Source organism: Lederbergia sp. B243.17 (genome assembly GCF_057657925.1).
This window is the reverse complement of record NZ_JBWBKF010000031.1, coordinates 1-15975: the sequence shown is the minus strand read 5'-3', so window position 1 is coordinate 15975 and position 15975 is coordinate 1. Positions and strand designations below refer to the sequence as shown.

Below are 15975 nucleotides of genomic sequence, written 5' to 3'. Positions count from 1 at the left end.
ACTTGCATGTATTAGGCACGCCGCCAGCGTTCGTCCTGAGCCAGGATCAAACTCTCATTAAAGTTTGTTAGCTCATTTGCTGGTCTTGCTTAAAAGTAAATCATTGACGTTTGTTTCGTTCAGTTTTCAAGGAACAACTTCCCTGTCGCTCTTAGGCGACTTTTATATCTTACCATCCTTTTAACAAGCAGTCAACACTTTTTTTAAAAAGTTTTTCAAGCGTTTTTTCGCTTACTTGTTTATCGGACGTTTAATAATATACCACGGGAATATATCAAATGCAATACATTTTTTTAAAATACTTTTTCATGCTGCTTGTACATATACATAGTAACAAAACGATAATAGAACAGGAAGGGTGAATAGGATCTTGCTGCTGCCAAAAATCGCACTCTATTTAGCAATCATCATGGCCGTCTACTTATTTTCATTCTCGTATATCGAAGCTTTACGTATATCAAATGCCGAGGAAAAGGTCTACGGCGGAACGTTTATCTTCTCCTCCATCATGGCATTTGTTTTCTCTGGGCTCGCTTATCTATTCATATAGAACAAACTGGCAGCATCAGCCAGCTTGTTCTATATTGCTTCTGCCTCTTCACTGGCATTCATATTGAGTTTCACTTTCTTCGTCTCGGCTAAAAGATAAAGAACGACACTTACAATGACAATCGAACCGCCCAGAATCTGCTGCCAGATTAGTTTCTCTCCTAAAAGAAAATATGCAAGGAGAGCAGCACCAACCGGTTCAAAAAGAATGGCTACAGAAATCGTAGATGTGCTGACCCACTTCACACACCAGTTGAAAATCGTCTGACCGAGCAAATTAGGGATGAGCGCCATTAAGAGAAAATATCCCCAGTCTTTCGGCGGGTACGAAAAAAATGGAGCACCAGACAAAAATACGTAGACAAACAAGACTATTGTACTGATTGAATATAAGACGAAAGAGTACGTCACAAGCGAAACTCTCGTCCTTGTCGTTTGCCCAAATAGCAAATAGGACGTAATAAGCGCACAAGCAGCCAGGGCAAGGAAGTCTCCATATAATGCGTCCCCGCTAATCATGAAATCTCCCCAACTGATGATAATGCTCCCGAATATAGCAAAGACAGCACAGACTATCGCCTTCCAGGAAAAACGCTCTTTAAAGAAAAGGAATGTTCCTAGAAGTGCGAACAGCGGCTGGAGTGTAACAAGTACGGTGGAACTGGCAACAGATGTATAGTTCAGTGACTCGAACCACAGGATAAAATGAAAAGCAAGTAAGATTCCAGCTATAATAGTAAATAGCCAATCTTTTTTGCTTATCCCCTTTACTTCCTTTACGTATTTCGGAAAAAATACCGGCGCAAGCAGGAGCACACTGAATAACAAGCGATAAAACGCAATGACTTCGGAGCTCGCGTCGGTCAGCCTGACGAAAATAGCGGATGTAGACACCGCGATCACCCCTACAGCCAGTCCTGCGTATGGGTTTAGTTTTGGTGATTCCATTTTTTGCTCCTTTGCTGTAAGATTCAACTATTATACTAGATTGATTGTATCGTGTTCCGAAATAAAAACCAATCAGTCTTCCAGAAAATTATAGGTTTAGAAAGGGAAATGTATATGGAGTTTCTCGATTTGCCGCTGCTAACGAAGCTCGGGATATCTGCTTTGCTCGGACTTGTCATTGGAGTAGAGCGAGAATTGAAAAAGAAGCCGCTTGGCCTTAAAACAAGCCTGGTTATCTGCATCATAAGCTGTCTTCTGACGATCGTTTCAATTGAATCCGCTTACCTGTTTCCTGGAAGCGATGAGGTTCGAATCCAAATGGATCCACTCCGTCTTGCAGCTCAAATTGTTTCAGGAATTGGGTTTTTAGGGGCAGGGGTTATTTTGCGCCGCGGCAACGACCATATTTCAGGGCTGACGACTGCCGCCATGATTTGGGGTGCTGCGGGCATCGGGATTGCGGTAGGAGCCGGCTTTTATACAGAGGCAATTGCCGGTGTCATCCTCTTGATTATCAGCGTGGAACTCATCCCTCTTGCCCTATTCAGGATTGGTCCGAAAAAGCTGCTAAAAAGAGATATGCTAATCAAAATTATCGTCACAAAACAAGAAAGCTTGGAGAACATCATCCAAACACTTAAGGATGAAAAAATTTCAGTTACCAATACTAGAATCAAAGATTTGAAGGATGACCCCCATCATCTTCTCGAATTGAAAGCGCGCGCCAGCATCAAGCGGCCGGTCACAGACATTTATTATACCCTGTCGAAAATAGATGATGTGCATGGCATCGAAATTATAAGTTGAAGAAAAATAAATCCCCTTCAAAAATTTTTCTCATTATTGCTTGCTTTTTTAAATAAAGCAGTTATAATGAGAAATGTACTCAGCGAGGGGGATTAGCTCAGCTGGGAGAGCGCTTGCATGGCATGCAAGAGGTCAGCGGTTCGATCCCGCTATTCTCCATTCCAGAAAACTTCCGCACCTTTAAGGTGCGGAAGTTTTTTTTGTCTTGGCGTATAACTTCGCCTTCTCTGTTCCATCCTAGTTTTGAGAGCCTCTGCCGGAACACGGGTGGAGGGTGATTTAGCCAAGGAGGGACATTGATGGGTATTTTAAGTGGCAATCCAAAAGAAGAACCAATGCATTATGGCGAAGTTTTCGGGGTATGGTCTTATTTAATGAGTACCCAGGCCTGTATCGCCGCCTATCAAACGTTAAAAAACCACGCAGGCGATAAAGATTTGCGAGAACTGCTGGAAGAAGCAATCAAAATCTCTGAACAGGAGAAGGAACAACTCGAGCCGCTTTTAAAAGAAAACGGCGTTGCTCTGCCTCCCGCTCCGCCCGCACGCCCAGAGGCCAATCTTGATGACATTCCTCCGGGAGCCCGCATTAACGACCCAGAGATTGGCATGATGCTCGCAGCCGATACCGCAAAAGGACTTGTAACGGCCAGCGGAATCATGGGTCAGTCCATCCGTGAAGACATCGGTGCCCTATTCGGCAAATTCCATCTTGAAAAAGCTGCATTCGGGGTAAAAGTTTTGCAGCTTAACAAAAATAAGGGATGGCTGATGCCGCCACCCCTTCATATCAAAACTCCGGAACAGGAGTAGCAAAAAAAACCGCGGCCATGTCAATGGCCGCGGTTCTCTTATGAGCGGGAAGGATCCGTTTGAAGATTGCTCTTCTCAATCTCTTCACCCGTATCGCTAACAGGTTTTGACCGCTTTAGGAACAAAGCAAGGACAAGCGCAAGTCCTGCGATAAAGACAGAAACAAGGAAAGAGTCATTGATGCCGTCAATCATCGCTTGGTTCGTGAGCTGAGTTTTCATCTGTGCAGCCACTTCAGGTGTAGGAGCAGGCTGCCCAGCCATCTTCGCCATAGCAGACGTCATAATTTCCTCAGCATGCGTCTTTGTCCGTGAAGACATAACTGTTACAAGCAAAGCGGTGCCAATCGCGCCGGAAACCTGGGAAAGCGTGCTGTTCATCGCTGTTCCGTGTGGGTTTAAACGAGGCGGCAGCTGGTTCAGACCGTTTGTCATGACTGGCATCATCACCATGGACATCCCGAACATCCTGAAAGAATACATGATCAAAAGCGTAGTGTATGTTGTTTCCATCGTCAACCGGCTGAATGTATAAGTCGTAGCGACCGTGATGGTAAGCCCGATAAGTGCCAGTACTTTCGCTCCGTATTTATCGAACAATCGGCCGGTAATCGGCGACATGACACCCATGATCAATGCACCCGGAAGCATAAGAAGACCGGAATGCATTGGAGAGATACCCCGGATATTCTGCAAGTAGATCGGCATCAAAATCATCGCTGAGAACATTGCCATATTTAGGACAATCGAGATTGCTGATGCGAGTGCGAACATGGGGTATTTATAAACTCTGAAGTCGAGCATCGGTTTTTCCATGTGATTTTGCTTCAATATGAAAAGGATAAGAGAAAGAGCTCCGACAATCAGTGTACCGTAGACGATTGGGCTTCCCCATCCCTTTTCCCCTGCCGAGCTAAAACCGTAAAGCAATGCCCCAAATCCAATGCTGGAAAGGATAAGGGAAAGGGTATCAAGCGAAATCTCCACTTTATCCTTTTTGTCTTTCAATTTAATGAATGCCAAGAGAAGGACAATAACTGCAAACGGGATAATGATGTAGAAAAGCATTCTCCAATGGTAATGCTCGATAATCCAACCTGATAATGTCGGGCCGATCGCTGGAGCAAAAATCATGACCAAGCCGAGAATCCCCATTGCTCCTCCGCGTTTTTCAACAGGGAAGGAAACGAGAAGAACGTTCATCAGCAATGGCATCATTACTGCGGAACCTGAAGCCTGGATCATCCGTCCAATCAACAGCATTGGGAACGTACCGGCAAAAGCGGAGATGATCGTACCTGCAGTGAACAACAGCATGGCTCCGATGAATAATCTTCTTACCGAAAACTTCTGGATCAAAAAGGCCGTAGTTGGAATCAAGATCCCGTTGACTAGCATATAACCGGTCGCCAGCCATTGGATCGTTGTCTCTTTCACATTCAAATCTGTCATCATTGATGGCAAGGCAACATTAAGCAATGTCGAATTCAAAATCGAAACGAAAGCCCCTGCCAGCAATATTGCAATGATTCCATAGGGTGAATTCTTTTTCACCAAAGATTCATCACTCATCTATACATTCCTCCAATTATACTATAGGTTCATCTTTTGTACTTGCGGTATACAAGAAATTATAATACACTTATTTCAGTTCGATGGCAACAAAAAAATTTCGGTTGTCGGAAGAAATTAATGACCGCTAATTTTTATCATGAATGAAGGTTGAATGGAATGAATAAACGAAAAGAACATGTAATCCAGACGGCCTACCGGCTGTTTATCGATAAAGGTTATAACGCCACGTCAATACAGGACATCCTGAACGAAAGCGGGATTTCAAAAGGCACGTTCTATAATTATTTCCCATCGAAGGCAGCATTATTTAAAGCAGTCTTTCACACGATTCGCCAGCAGACCGAAAGCGAACGGAATGAATTGTTGATCGGCAAGAGCCGTGAAGACAAAGAAATTTTCATTAGGCAGATTGACGTAATGTTGCAGTCGAATAAGAAAAACAAGTTGTTCCGCCTGATCGAGCAGGTCTTTTCCTCCGACGACCAAGACTTAAAAGCATTTATCAAAAAAACACAAATATACCAGCTGCTCTGGATGCATCAGCGATTAGCCGAAGTATACGGTGAAGACAAACAGCCTTATCTACTGGATGGTTCTGTTCTTTTTCTAGGAATGCTCCATCAAATGTTCCATTATACCGCGAGATTGAGTGACTGCTCTTACCCATCAGAAGACATCATCCGGTATTGTCTGAACAGACTTTCAGCCATACTCGAAAATGCAGGAATTGAAGATGAATGCCTGCTTGACCCGACACTGATTATGGACTGGGAAAAGAAAGCTGCCAAATCAGATGATTTCTTTCTTGATGAACTGCTTCATGTGTCTGCCAATCTGAATAAATCGATCGCTAAATCGGTCACTCATGAAGCGGACCGGATGAAATATATCCAGATAATCGAGTTCATACAGGAGGAGATTGTCGACACCCACTCTCCGCGCTTCTTCCTAATTGAAAGTTCACTGCTAATGCTTAGACAGAATCCGGCTGTTCAATCTCTCGGTGATTTCACTCGTTTCGAGTCTCTGCTCCAAAAGTATCTGGTAGATAAGCAATAAATAAAAACGGCCTCCGGGGCACTCGCTCAATTATGCGAACTTCCCGGGGGCCTTTTAGCATTAATGCTGCCGAACAAATTTTTTCGACTCTTTTCTCTTGTTAATCGTATAGCCGAAAAATAGCACAAGTACTGTTAATGCAATTACTATTGCATACGTTGCAGGTCCATGCTCAATATCAAGCAGCCTGACAAGGTGCTTGTCCCTCAAAGCCATCTCCCCTGCTGTCCATGCAAGTATTCCTGAGCCGGCATAGCTGATCCACTTAAACTTGTCCATCATTTTAACTATAAACTTAGAGCCAAAAATCATGATCGGAATCGAAATCATGACCCCTACAGCAATCATCAGCACATGGCCATTTGCTGCCCCTGCCACAGCCACTACATTATCCAAACTCATGATAAAGTCTGCCATAATAATGGTTCCAATTGCTTTCAACAATCCGGATTGCGCTGAAACATGCGCTTCCTCTTCTTCACTGATCAATACCTTTAATGCAATCCACAAGAGAAGCAGGCCGCCGATGAGGTTGACATAAGGAACTTTCAACAGCCAGACAATGATCATAGCCAGCAGAATCCGCAAGATCACCGCTCCAGCTGTTCCCCATAATATAGCTTTATTCCGCTGTTCATGCGGCAGATTTCGGGTTGCCATCGCAATAACAACTGCATTATCGCCAGATAAGACAATATCAATCGCAATAATTTTTAACAAAGCGGCAAATGCTGCCGAAGAAACGGTTATACCAAAAATAGACGCAGCAAGCGACATTTCCTCTCCTTCTTTCCTTCTTGATGCTTTCACCGACATTTACCTTTACCAACCGGGCAAATCTCAATTTAGACATTATACATAATTCTCATTCCCCTTTGCAATTGAAAAAATGTATGTTTTCCCTAGCCAGATTGTCCAATCGGGAGGCAGAAACGCTCCATATAGTAAGTATAAAGGCGGAGAACGCCGAATGAATAAGGGGTGAAATGTATGAGCGAACAAGAGCAGCAGCAAGAGAAAACAATGTCTCTCGCTGAGTTTCAAGGCTTCCTTGCTTCACAAGGCAATTCTCAATTTGGCCAACTGCTGGATCAGAGCATTTTTCATAAAAACGGAAGTTTCTCTATCGAACACAGTCATATCGAGGCAGCGCTCGACAAAGCGAAACAAACGATGGCCACTTACAAAGAGGCCGCCAGTCAAAACGAATCGCTTGGCCAATATTACTCAGCAATCATGCAGCAGATTGAAAAATCACTTAACTTGCTGAAGCAAAACAGCAAGTAAAAATTGTGTTTTTGCACCAGACTGTTTGTCCAATCGAAATGAAGCATTTCACAATAACCTAGTAACAAAGGCGTAAGGCCTTATATAAAAAAGGGAGTGAATACTATTATGTTCGAAGATGAGTATGTAAGAGAGGACGAATACTCAAATAGACGCAGAAGAAGAAGAAGATTAGTCTGTGAATGTCATGAAGTAGGAGGAGGCTCTGATCATGGTTGTGACTGTGGAAGAAGAGGGGATTTCGACGACGAAAGAGACCATCACCATCGTCATCACCGGTGCGATGAAAGAGAGCATGAGCATTGCGGATGCGGTGACGTCGGCGGCGAACACAGAAGGAATCACAAGTGTAAAGGCTGCAACTGCGAAAAGGTGCGCAACTTGGATCCCGGCGACCTTGTGTTGATTTCCGTAGTAGACTCTTTGTCGCTGCTCGTTCCGCTTGAGTTTGTCCGATTCAACGAACGCACTTGCTGTGCAACTTTCCGTTTCCCTCCAGGTGGCCCTACTATCGCAAAAATCACCGTCGACTGCCGCGACATCAAAGTTCTCGTCACACTTTAATTTTTAAAAGATTAAGCCTTAAGCCAGGTTCCCATGTGGAAACCTGGCTTTTTGTTTAACTTATTATTGCATGAGGAGCTGCTCAAGCCTCTCGACCATCACCCGCCCACGTTTCTCATATTCCTGTTCGATTTTGCCATCCGGGTCGACTGGTTCTGAAAATTGATTGATCGAAGCCGACAGATTGCCGCTCCGAGCCTGTTCATTTATGCCCTCTTCGTAAACATGGGATAGCACGAACGGCTTTCCGAGCTCAACAATCGTGCCCGGTTTGTCCAACTCGCCTTCAATTGCAGTAAACGGAATCCGAAGAAATTGGTACCCTTCATCATCAGCCATTTTATAGTCAAAAAAACCTTGATCATAATCCCAATTTCCGCCGATTGCGTATCCTTGCGGCTTAAGAATAAGCTCCAATTTATGGAGCCTGTATCGCCGTCCTTCAAGCTGAGAATCAATTTGTATCATTGCATATTCTCCCCCGCTTCACATTTCCCTTATTATCCCTAAGGAATCGGCAAATATGCGGAACAAGAAAAAAGGCCACCGCGCTGCGATGACCTCTTTTTAATATATTTTATTTTAAGCGTTTTTCCAACTCAGCTTTTTTCTCTTCAAAGCCAGGTTTGCCAAGCAAAGCAAACATGTTCACTTTATAAGCTTCCACGCCAGGCTGGTCGAACGGATTGACGCCGAGCAAATAGCCGCTCACAGCGCATGCCTTCTCAAAGAAGTAAACGAGATAGCCGAATGTATAAGCGTCCATCTCTGGGATTTCAACGACCAAGTTTGGCACGCCTCCATCCGTATGAGCAAGAAGGGTCCCTTCAAACGCCTTATCGTTTACAAATTCAACCGTCTTGCCCTCAAGATAATTCAAGCCGTCCAGATCGCCCTCTTCACTTTCGATCTCAAGCTGATGTCTCGCCTGCTTTACCTTAATAACCGTTTCAAACAAATCGCGGCGGCCTTCCTGTACATATTGACCTAAAGAATGGAGATCAGTCGAGAAATTTGCAGAAGACGGGAATATGCCTTTTTGATCTTTTCCTTCACTCTCTCCGAACAGCTGTTTCCACCATTCAGAGAAGTATTGCAGACCCGGCTCGTAATTGATAAGCATTTCAATTGTTTTGCCTTTGTTGTATAAGACATTTCTAACGGCAGCGTATTGGTAAGCCTCGTTCTTGTCGAGTTCAGGACTGCTGTATGCTTCCCTTGCAGCCTGGGCCCCCTTCATCATTGCCTCAATATCCGCTCCGCTTACAGCGATTGGCAGCAAACCGACTGCAGTCAATACTGAATAGCGTCCGCCCACATCATCCGGGATAACAAAAGTTTCATAGCCTTCCTGGTCGGATAATGTTTTCAAAGCGCCTCTTGCCTTATCGGTCGTAGCAAAAATCCGCGACTTTGCTCCTTCTTTTCCGTACTTCTCTTCAAGCAGCTTGCGGAAGATCCGGAAAGCGAGCGCAGGCTCTGTCGTTGTACCCGATTTTGAAATAACATTGATCGAAAAATCTTTTCCATCCAACAAATCCATAACATCTTTCATATATGTAGAACTGATATTGTTGCCGACGAACAGGATTTGCGGTGTTTTTCTCTTCTCTGCCGGCAATTCATTATAAAAACTGTGGCCGAGCATTTCTAGCGCCGCGCGAGCTCCCAAATACGAGCCGCCGATTCCGATAACGAGCAGTACGTCGCTGTCGCTTTTAATTTTTTCTGCAGCCTTTTGAATCCGGGAGAATTCCTCTTTATCGTAGTCACGAGGAAGGTCAATCCATCCAAGGAAGTCACTGCCGGCTCCAGTTCCCTCATGCAATTGTTTATGAGCCGCTTCAACTGCCGCCTGCAAGTAAGTAATTTCATGCTCTCCAAAGAACGGAAGAGCTGACGTGTAATCAAAATGAATATGTCCCAAGATACTGCCTCCTTTTCTATGTTACCTTTTTTAGACTGTATACCAATCTGTTTTTGTTTTCAAGCAAAGACATACAGACATCAGGCAATTCAACAGAAAAAGACTGTCCAAAAAGCCGATATTCGACTTTATGGACAGCCTCGATCTCTTATACCCAGCCGCGGAAACGTGAGGCTTCCGCAACATTCCGCATGCCGACCATATAAGCAGCAAGACGCATGTTTACTCTGCGGCTCTCAGCCGTATTATAAACATTTTCAAAAGCCTCTACCAATTTGGCACGCAATTTTTCATTCACTTCATCTTCCGTCCAGTAATAGCCTTGGTTGTTCTGCACCCATTCAAAATAGGAAACCGTTACACCGCCGGCGCTTGCCAGAACGTCTGGTACAAGCAAAACTCCGCGCTCCGTCAAAATTCTTGTCGCTTCCTCTGTTGTCGGGCCATTCGCAGCTTCAACAACGATCGAAGCTTTAATATTTGGTGCATTTTCTGCTGTAATCTGGTTCGCTACTGCAGCAGGTACAATAATATCACAGTCAAGCTCAAATAATTCTTTGTTCGTAATTGTATTTTCAAATAAAGTCGTTACGGTTCCAAAGCTGTCACGGCGATCAAGCAAATAATCAATATCGAGACCGTCTGGATCGTGAAGCGCTCCGTACGCGTCTGAGATGCCGACAATTTTGGCCCCTTCATCACTTAGGAATTTCGAAAGGAAACTTCCTGCATTTCCAAATCCCTGGATGACGATTCTTGCATCCTTGAGGGATAGGCCGCGTTTTTTGGCTGCCTCTTCAATGCAGATCGTTACGCCTTGCGCTGTAGCCTTTTCCCTGCCTTGGGATCCGCCAAGCACGATCGGTTTGCCTGTAATGAAGCCTGGTGAGTCGTTTTCACGAAGGCGGCTATACTCATCCATCATCCAAGCCATGATTTGCGAATTTGTATAAACATCTGGAGCCGGAATGTCTTTTGTCGGTCCGACAATTTGGCTGATCGCCCGAACATATCCGCGGCTGAGGCGTTCGATCTCACCCATTGACATTGTTCTTGGGTCACAGATGATACCGCCTTTACCCCCGCCGTAAGGCAAGTTCACAATTCCGCATTTGATGCTCATCCACATCGACATTGCTTTGACTTCTTCCTCGCTGACTTCCGGATGGAAGCGGACTCCTCCTTTTGTCGGCCCTACAGAATCATTGTGCTGGGCGCGAAAACCGGTGAATACTTTAACCGAACCGTCATCCATTCTTACAGGAATCCGTACTGTCAGCATTCTCATCGGCTCTTTAAGCAGTTCATACATTTCTTCGCCAAAACCAAGCTTGTTAAGGCCATCTTTGATAACCTCTTGTGTTGATGTAAATAAGTTCAGATTTTCTGCCATCGTTATTCTCGCCTCTTTTATTCGTAATCATTGACCATTATAACATTAGCTGAACACTTTTTTAATACGTTCCAAAGCAAATTCCAATTCTTCTTTTTTTATCGTAAGCGGAGGAGCGAAACGAATCACCGTCCAATGGGTCTCCTTGCAAAGGAGTCCCTCTCCCTTCAGGGCTTCGCAGTATTTTCTAGCTTCCTCATGAAGCTCCAATCCAACGAAAAGTCCCCTTCCTCTTACTTCTTTTATCGACGAATGGGATATACCTTTTAACTTTTCCATAAAAAAATTGCCGAGCTCCAAAGCCTTTTGAGCCAGCTTCTCTTCTACGATCACATCTAGGGCTGCAGATGAAACGGCACAGGCAAGAGGATTGCCGCCGAAAGTCGATCCGTGCGAACCTGGGTTAAACACACCGAGTATGCTCCGGTCGGCCGCCACGCACGAGATTGGGAATACCCCGCCTCCAAGCGCTTTGCCCAATATATACATGTCAGGCTCCACATTCTCCCAGTCACAGGCAAACATCTTTCCCGTCCGCCCAAGCCCGGATTGGATTTCATCAGCGATGAACAGAACATTCTGTTCCCGGCAGGCAGCCAGAGCATCTTTCATAAATCCGTCAGGCGGGAGAACAATTCCTGCTTCCCCCTGTATCGGTTCCAGGATGAACGCGGCAGTATTCGGTGTAATCGCATTTTTTAACGCTTGCAGGTCTCCATATGGTATTACCTTTATCCCAGGGAGAAGCGGCTCAAACCCCAGCTTATACTCCGGTTCAGAGGATAGGGAAATGGCTGCCATTGTTCTTCCATGGAAATTCCCTTCGCAGGCGATGATTTCCGCTTTGCCGGCAGGGATTTTTTTTGCTTCATATCCCCATCGTCTCGCTGCCTTTATCGCGGTTTCCACTGCTTCGGCGCCTGTATTCATTGGCAGGAGCATTTCTTTGTTTGTCAGCCTGGACACTTTTTCATACCAAGGACCAAGCTGATCGTTATGGAAAGCCCGAGACGTTAATGTAACTTTATCCGCCTGCTCCTTCAACGCCTTGATGATCGCCGGGTGACGATGTCCTTGGTTTACAGCCGAATAAGCACTTAACATATCCATATAGCGATTGCCCTCAGGATCCGTTACCCAGATTCCTTCCGCCTCCGAAATAACAATTGGCAGCGGATGATAATTATTGGCCCCGTAACGTTCCGTCTGTTCAATGACCACTTCGGTTTTCGTTGCCAGATCCGTCCCCTCCCCTAGATGGGCAGCTGCCCCTCTATCATGCCAGGGCCCGCTTCCCCTTTTCTCTGTTCCACTTTCAGCAACCGACAAATTTGCGCAAAGCTATATCAACGCTTTCCACAACTGCCGGGCGCCTGCTCATCTTCCTATAATTCGTTCCATAGTCATGCAGATTTTCTAAACGTAAACGCTTTCGCAAATAGCCACAAGCTAGATCCGCGCTGTTGATCAGCGCCCAAATCTCTCTACTCTTCCTACTCGTAAATAGTATCATACTTTTCCGGTTTGCGATATTCCATAATACTATTTCAAATCCTGGAATCATCACCTCATTAGGCAAAAAAAAAGCGGCATCCCACTAAGGGACAGCCGCCGTACGTTTTACTTTTTGATGAGATCATCGCGTTGGGATTGGTCGATCCATTCTTGCAGCTTGTCCCGCAATGTATTGAATCCGCCTTCCCCATTTTCTTCTGTCTTCACAACTGCTTGTCGGCGCGGCTTTTTCTCCTGTTGCTTTGGCGCATCTTCAGTAGCACGGATAGACAGGCTGATTTTGCCCTTCTCTTCGTCTACATTCAGAACCTTCACCTTTACTTCGTCCCCGACAGAAAGAACGTCGTTAATATCTTTAACAAAGCCATGACGGATCTCAGAAATATGAACAAGACCTTGAGTCTCATCGTCCAATGCGACAAATGCGCCGTATGGCTGAATACCCGTTACCTTTCCCGTTAATACTTCACCTGATTGAAATTTTGCTGACATGGAAAACACTCCCGATCGATTTATATTTCGTCTTATTTTACGCAATTGTAAATGATAACACAGTTAGGTCCAAGAAGCAAAGCATTGTTATTATCCTATTCCCCTGCATCCGTATTCAAAACCTGAACAGTTCGGGACAAATCTTTTCTCTCCATGTTTATTTCCTGTCTTTTCCGGTTAAGCTAGTACTGTAAGGCTTTCAGTCTTCCCCCTTTATCCTTACAATTGGCGCATCAGCTGTGATGGCGCCTTTTTTATTGGCCAAAACCGGTTAAAGGGTATAAATAAACATATGGAGGCAGCTCATGCAAAAATCGATATCGGGTAAGGTAACAGTGAACGGCATCGAACTCTATCACGAGATTTACGAACAAACTCCCGAAGCGGATACAATTGTCATGCTCCACGGCTTTTTGTCTTCAGTCTTCAGTTTCCGCAGGCTGATTCCCTATCTCCAACAGCAATATACGATCATTGCGATTGACTTTCCCCCGTTTGGCAAAAGCGGAAAGTCGAAGCGGTTTTTATATAGTTACCGGAACATCGCAGAAACCATTCTGCAATTCCTAAAAACGCTCCCCTATCAAAACTATTCGGTCGTCGGCCATTCGATGGGCGGGCAGATCGCCCTGCATATGCTTCGGCTGGAGCCAGACTTTTTCCAAAAAGCCATCCTGCTTTCCTGCTCATCCTACCTGAAGAAATTGAAGCCTTCTCTTATGCTTTTATCTTACCTTCCGATTTTTCCCCGCATCGTCAAACGGTATCTGGAGAAAACCGGGGTTCGCGGGAATCTTGAGCTTGTCGTCCATGATAAAATGATCATTGATGATAATATGGTGATAGGCTATGAAGAGCCTTTCCGAAACCCGGCTATTTTCAAAGGGCTGGCACGATTTATCCGTGACCGGGAAGGAGACCTGACTTCTGCCGAGATTGGCAGCATTCGTACCCCTTGCCTGCTCATTTGGGGTGAATTTGACAGGATCGTCCCCATGCAAACCGGAAGGCGCCTTGCAGAAGATCTGCCAAATTCAAGACTTGTCATTTTGCCGGATACAGGGCATTTGGTACCGGAGGAAAAGCCGATGCAGGTTTTTCAGGAGATTCAGCTATTCCAAACTCAATTAATGGCAGAAAAGGAGTGAGAGACTGGAATGTATGATTTTTCAAAAGCGATAGAACGGAAAAATACAAAATCCGTCAAGTGGGATGACATGGGTATGGCCTTCGGACAGGAAGATCTGTTGCCGATGTGGGTGGCAGATATGGACTTCCGGCCGCCAGAGGAAGCACTGGAAGCGATGAAAGAGAGAATCAGCCACGGCGTGTTCGGCTACACCGTTGCCGACAGCAGCGTAAAAGAAGCGATCATCCAATGGGCGTCAAAGCGGCATGGATTTGTTATCAAGCCGAACGAGCTGCTCTTTAGCAGCGGAGTGGTCCCTTCCATCAGTCTCGCCATTCAGGCATTTACAAAACCGGGAGACAAGGTGCTTTTACAATCGCCCGTCTACACTCCCTTTTTCCATATGATCGAAACAAATGACAGGCAAGTCATCAATTCCCCGCTGCAGCTCGTAAACGGGAGATATGAAATCGATTTTGACGATTTTGAAGCGAAAGCAGCTTCCGGGGTAAAGCTCTTTCTTTTGTGCAGTCCACATAATCCGACAGGAAGAGTCTGGACGAAGGATGAGCTTGAGAGACTAGCAGAAATATGCGAGAAGAACGGGATTCTCATCGTTTCTGATGAAATTCATGCTGATCTTGTCAGACACCCGTTTAAACATACGCCGATTGCCACAGTAAACGGGGTTGATAAGAAAAACACCATTACATTAATGGCACCGAGCAAGACTTTCAACCTTGCAGGACTCCAAGCCTCTTTTCTCGTCATACCGGACACAGAAATCCAGCAAAAAATCGCTGCTGTCCAAGCAAGGCAAGGATTTTCCAGCCTGAATACTTTCGGCATCATCGCAATGGAAGCCGCATACCGTCATGGAGAAAAATGGCTCGATGAGGTCCTTGCCTACATAGGGGAAAACTTCATGCTGATCAAACAGGAGATCGGCCGCCACCTCCCGACCCTTCAGGTCATTGAACCGGAAGGAACCTATCTCATCTGGATCGACTGCAGAAAACTCGGACTCACCTTCGAGGAAATGAGCGAGCGTTTGCTGAAGAAAGGTAAACTCGCAGTCAATATGGGCGCTTCCTACGGCGAAGGCGGAGAAGGCTTCATCCGCATAAACGCCGCCTGCAGCCGTGAAATCATCCAAGAGGGCATGAACAGATTAAAAAAAGCATTTGGCTAAGAAAAGCGGAGGGCGGCCGTTTAGGGGCGACAAGCATAAGACGGAAACGGAAAAAGGCGCTTTCCAGCCTTTATCCGTTTATGGCTTATGACCTCGAGCCCCTGCCGCCCGGAGCTGGACACTAGAAAAGCGGATGCGCCTTGCTCAGCTGCGACAAGCATAAGGCGAAGCCGGACAAAGGCGCTTTCCAGCCTTTATCCGGCTTTGACTTATGACCTCGAGCAGCTAGGCGCCGCAGCTGCTTCAAGAAAAGCGGAGGGGGCTTGCCCAGCTGCGACAAGCACAAGACGAGCAAGAAAGAAGGCGCTTTTTGCCTTCATTCTTGCTTGACTTGTGACCTCGAGCGGCTAGCCCCCGCAGCTGCTTCAAGAAAAGCGGAGGGAGATTGATCAGGGGCGACAAGCGCTGGAGAAAAAGACTGGGTGGATGCTTTACAATCCACCTGGTCTTTTTCGAAGCGACCTCGAGCCCCTATCGCCCGCAGCTGGATCAAGAAAAGCGGAGACATCTTGCCCAACTGCGACAAGCATGAGGCAAAGCCCGAAAAAATATAGTATTTTCAAAAGAAAAAAGAGAGCACCCTTTTTGAACTGCCCCCTGTCAAGTAGACAGTGGAAATAAGTAAATTGGTTAGGCGGTCTTAGCCCTATATTCAATGGGGCTGAGGCCGCCTAATTTTTCTTGCAGACGGTGGTGATTATAAAAGTGAATGTAGTCATGGATTGCG

At 45.6% G+C, this 15975-nt stretch carries 18 protein-coding genes, 1 tRNA gene and 1 rRNA gene; 10 read left to right on the top strand and 10 right to left on the bottom strand.

What is annotated here, in order from left to right; genetic code table 11:
- Positions 1-62: ribosomal RNA gene (locus AC0TWI_RS04860) — 16S ribosomal RNA — on the bottom strand; the annotation flags it as partial.
- A 308-nt stretch (positions 63-370) separates the two neighbouring features.
- Between AC0TWI_RS04860 and AC0TWI_RS04855 the strand changes: the two genes are divergently transcribed.
- The gene (locus AC0TWI_RS04855; protein ID WP_488125207.1) at positions 371-550 is read left to right on the top strand and encodes a hypothetical protein; all 180 of its coding nucleotides are present in this window, start codon (positions 371-373) and stop codon (positions 548-550) included.
- A 29-nt stretch (positions 551-579) separates the two neighbouring features.
- Here the strand turns inward: AC0TWI_RS04855 and AC0TWI_RS04850 are convergent, their stop codons facing one another.
- Complete coding sequence (locus AC0TWI_RS04850; RefSeq protein ID WP_488125206.1) at positions 580-1497, bottom strand: DMT family transporter; 918 nt, start codon at positions 1495-1497, stop codon at positions 580-582.
- Positions 1498-1611: 114 nt separating this feature from the next.
- On the opposite strand from AC0TWI_RS04850, the gene AC0TWI_RS04845 reads away from it, so the two are divergent.
- The 3 genes from AC0TWI_RS04845 (at position 1612) to AC0TWI_RS04835 (ending at position 3116) form a co-directional block, all read left to right on the top strand.
- Positions 1612-2304 carry an MgtC/SapB family protein gene (locus tag AC0TWI_RS04845; protein WP_488125205.1) on the top strand — a complete coding sequence of 231 codons (693 nt, stop codon included), beginning with the start codon at positions 1612-1614 and terminating at the stop codon, positions 2302-2304.
- A gap of 86 nt (positions 2305-2390) precedes the next feature.
- Positions 2391-2463, top strand: a tRNA-Ala gene (locus AC0TWI_RS04840).
- 140 nt (positions 2464-2603) lie between these two features.
- Positions 2604-3116 carry a DUF3231 family protein gene (locus AC0TWI_RS04835; protein ID WP_488125204.1) on the top strand — a complete coding sequence of 171 codons (513 nt, stop codon included), beginning with the start codon at positions 2604-2606 and terminating at the stop codon, positions 3114-3116.
- A 38-nt stretch (positions 3117-3154) separates the two neighbouring features.
- On the opposite strand, the gene AC0TWI_RS04830 is transcribed toward AC0TWI_RS04835, so the two are convergent.
- A complete protein-coding gene (locus AC0TWI_RS04830) occupies positions 3155-4687 on the bottom strand; it encodes a DHA2 family efflux MFS transporter permease subunit (protein ID WP_488125203.1) in 1533 nt (510 codons plus the stop codon).
- A gap of 159 nt (positions 4688-4846) precedes the next feature.
- On the opposite strand from AC0TWI_RS04830, the gene AC0TWI_RS04825 reads away from it, so the two are divergent.
- The gene (locus AC0TWI_RS04825; RefSeq protein ID WP_488125202.1) at positions 4847-5749 is read left to right on the top strand and encodes a TetR/AcrR family transcriptional regulator; all 903 of its coding nucleotides are present in this window, start codon (positions 4847-4849) and stop codon (positions 5747-5749) included.
- A 60-nt stretch (positions 5750-5809) separates the two neighbouring features.
- Here the strand turns inward: AC0TWI_RS04825 and AC0TWI_RS04820 are convergent, their stop codons facing one another.
- Positions 5810-6526 (bottom strand): TerC family protein, encoded by a 717-nt coding sequence (locus AC0TWI_RS04820; protein WP_488125210.1) that lies wholly within the window; start codon positions 6524-6526, stop codon positions 5810-5812.
- A gap of 213 nt (positions 6527-6739) precedes the next feature.
- On the opposite strand from AC0TWI_RS04820, the gene AC0TWI_RS04815 reads away from it, so the two are divergent.
- From AC0TWI_RS04815 to AC0TWI_RS04805, 3 genes are all read left to right on the top strand, one after another.
- The gene (locus AC0TWI_RS04815; protein WP_488125201.1) at positions 6740-7036 is read left to right on the top strand and encodes a hypothetical protein; all 297 of its coding nucleotides are present in this window, start codon (positions 6740-6742) and stop codon (positions 7034-7036) included.
- A 211-nt stretch (positions 7037-7247) separates the two neighbouring features.
- Positions 7248-7442, top strand: a complete 195-nt coding sequence (locus tag AC0TWI_RS04810) for a hypothetical protein (protein WP_488125200.1) — start codon at positions 7248-7250, stop codon at positions 7440-7442.
- On the top strand, positions 7439-7600 hold the full coding sequence (locus AC0TWI_RS04805; protein ID WP_488125199.1) for a hypothetical protein: 162 nt from the start codon (positions 7439-7441) through the stop codon (positions 7598-7600). The genes AC0TWI_RS04810 and AC0TWI_RS04805 overlap by 4 nt, the downstream gene beginning before the upstream one ends.
- A 63-nt stretch (positions 7601-7663) precedes the next feature.
- On the opposite strand, the gene AC0TWI_RS04800 is transcribed toward AC0TWI_RS04805, so the two are convergent.
- From AC0TWI_RS04800 to yugI, 5 genes are all read right to left on the bottom strand, one after another.
- Entirely contained in the window at positions 7664-8068 is a 405-nt protein-coding gene (locus tag AC0TWI_RS04800; RefSeq protein WP_488125198.1) for a YugN-like family protein, read from the bottom strand.
- A 109-nt stretch (positions 8069-8177) separates the two neighbouring features.
- A complete protein-coding gene (locus tag AC0TWI_RS04795) occupies positions 8178-9527 on the bottom strand; it encodes a glucose-6-phosphate isomerase (RefSeq protein WP_488125197.1) in 1350 nt (449 codons plus the stop codon).
- A 148-nt stretch (positions 9528-9675) separates the two neighbouring features.
- A complete protein-coding gene (locus AC0TWI_RS04790; RefSeq protein WP_488125196.1) occupies positions 9676-10920 on the bottom strand; it encodes a Glu/Leu/Phe/Val family dehydrogenase in 1245 nt (414 codons plus the stop codon).
- Positions 10921-10965: 45 nt separating this feature from the next.
- Positions 10966-12159, bottom strand: coding sequence for an ornithine--oxo-acid transaminase (locus tag AC0TWI_RS04785; protein WP_488125209.1), 1194 nt, complete (start codon positions 12157-12159; stop codon positions 10966-10968).
- 381 nt (positions 12160-12540) lie between these two features.
- Complete coding sequence (gene yugI / locus AC0TWI_RS04780; RefSeq protein WP_488125195.1) at positions 12541-12927, bottom strand: S1 domain-containing post-transcriptional regulator GSP13; 387 nt, start codon at positions 12925-12927, stop codon at positions 12541-12543.
- A gap of 305 nt (positions 12928-13232) precedes the next feature.
- Between yugI and AC0TWI_RS04775 the strand changes: the two genes are divergently transcribed.
- Both AC0TWI_RS04775 and AC0TWI_RS04770 read left to right on the top strand, forming a co-directional pair.
- Positions 13233-14075 (top strand): alpha/beta fold hydrolase, encoded by an 843-nt coding sequence (locus tag AC0TWI_RS04775; RefSeq protein WP_488125194.1) that lies wholly within the window; start codon positions 13233-13235, stop codon positions 14073-14075.
- Between the two features lie 9 nt (positions 14076-14084).
- Positions 14085-15248: a MalY/PatB family protein gene (locus AC0TWI_RS04770; protein ID WP_488125193.1), complete on the top strand. Its 1164-nt coding sequence runs from the start codon at positions 14085-14087 to the stop codon at positions 15246-15248.
- A gap of 630 nt (positions 15249-15878) precedes the next feature.
- On the opposite strand, the gene AC0TWI_RS04765 is transcribed toward AC0TWI_RS04770, so the two are convergent.
- Positions 15879-15975 (bottom strand): IS3 family transposase (locus tag AC0TWI_RS04765; protein ID WP_488125208.1); only part of this gene is annotated, 97 nt, incomplete at its 5' end.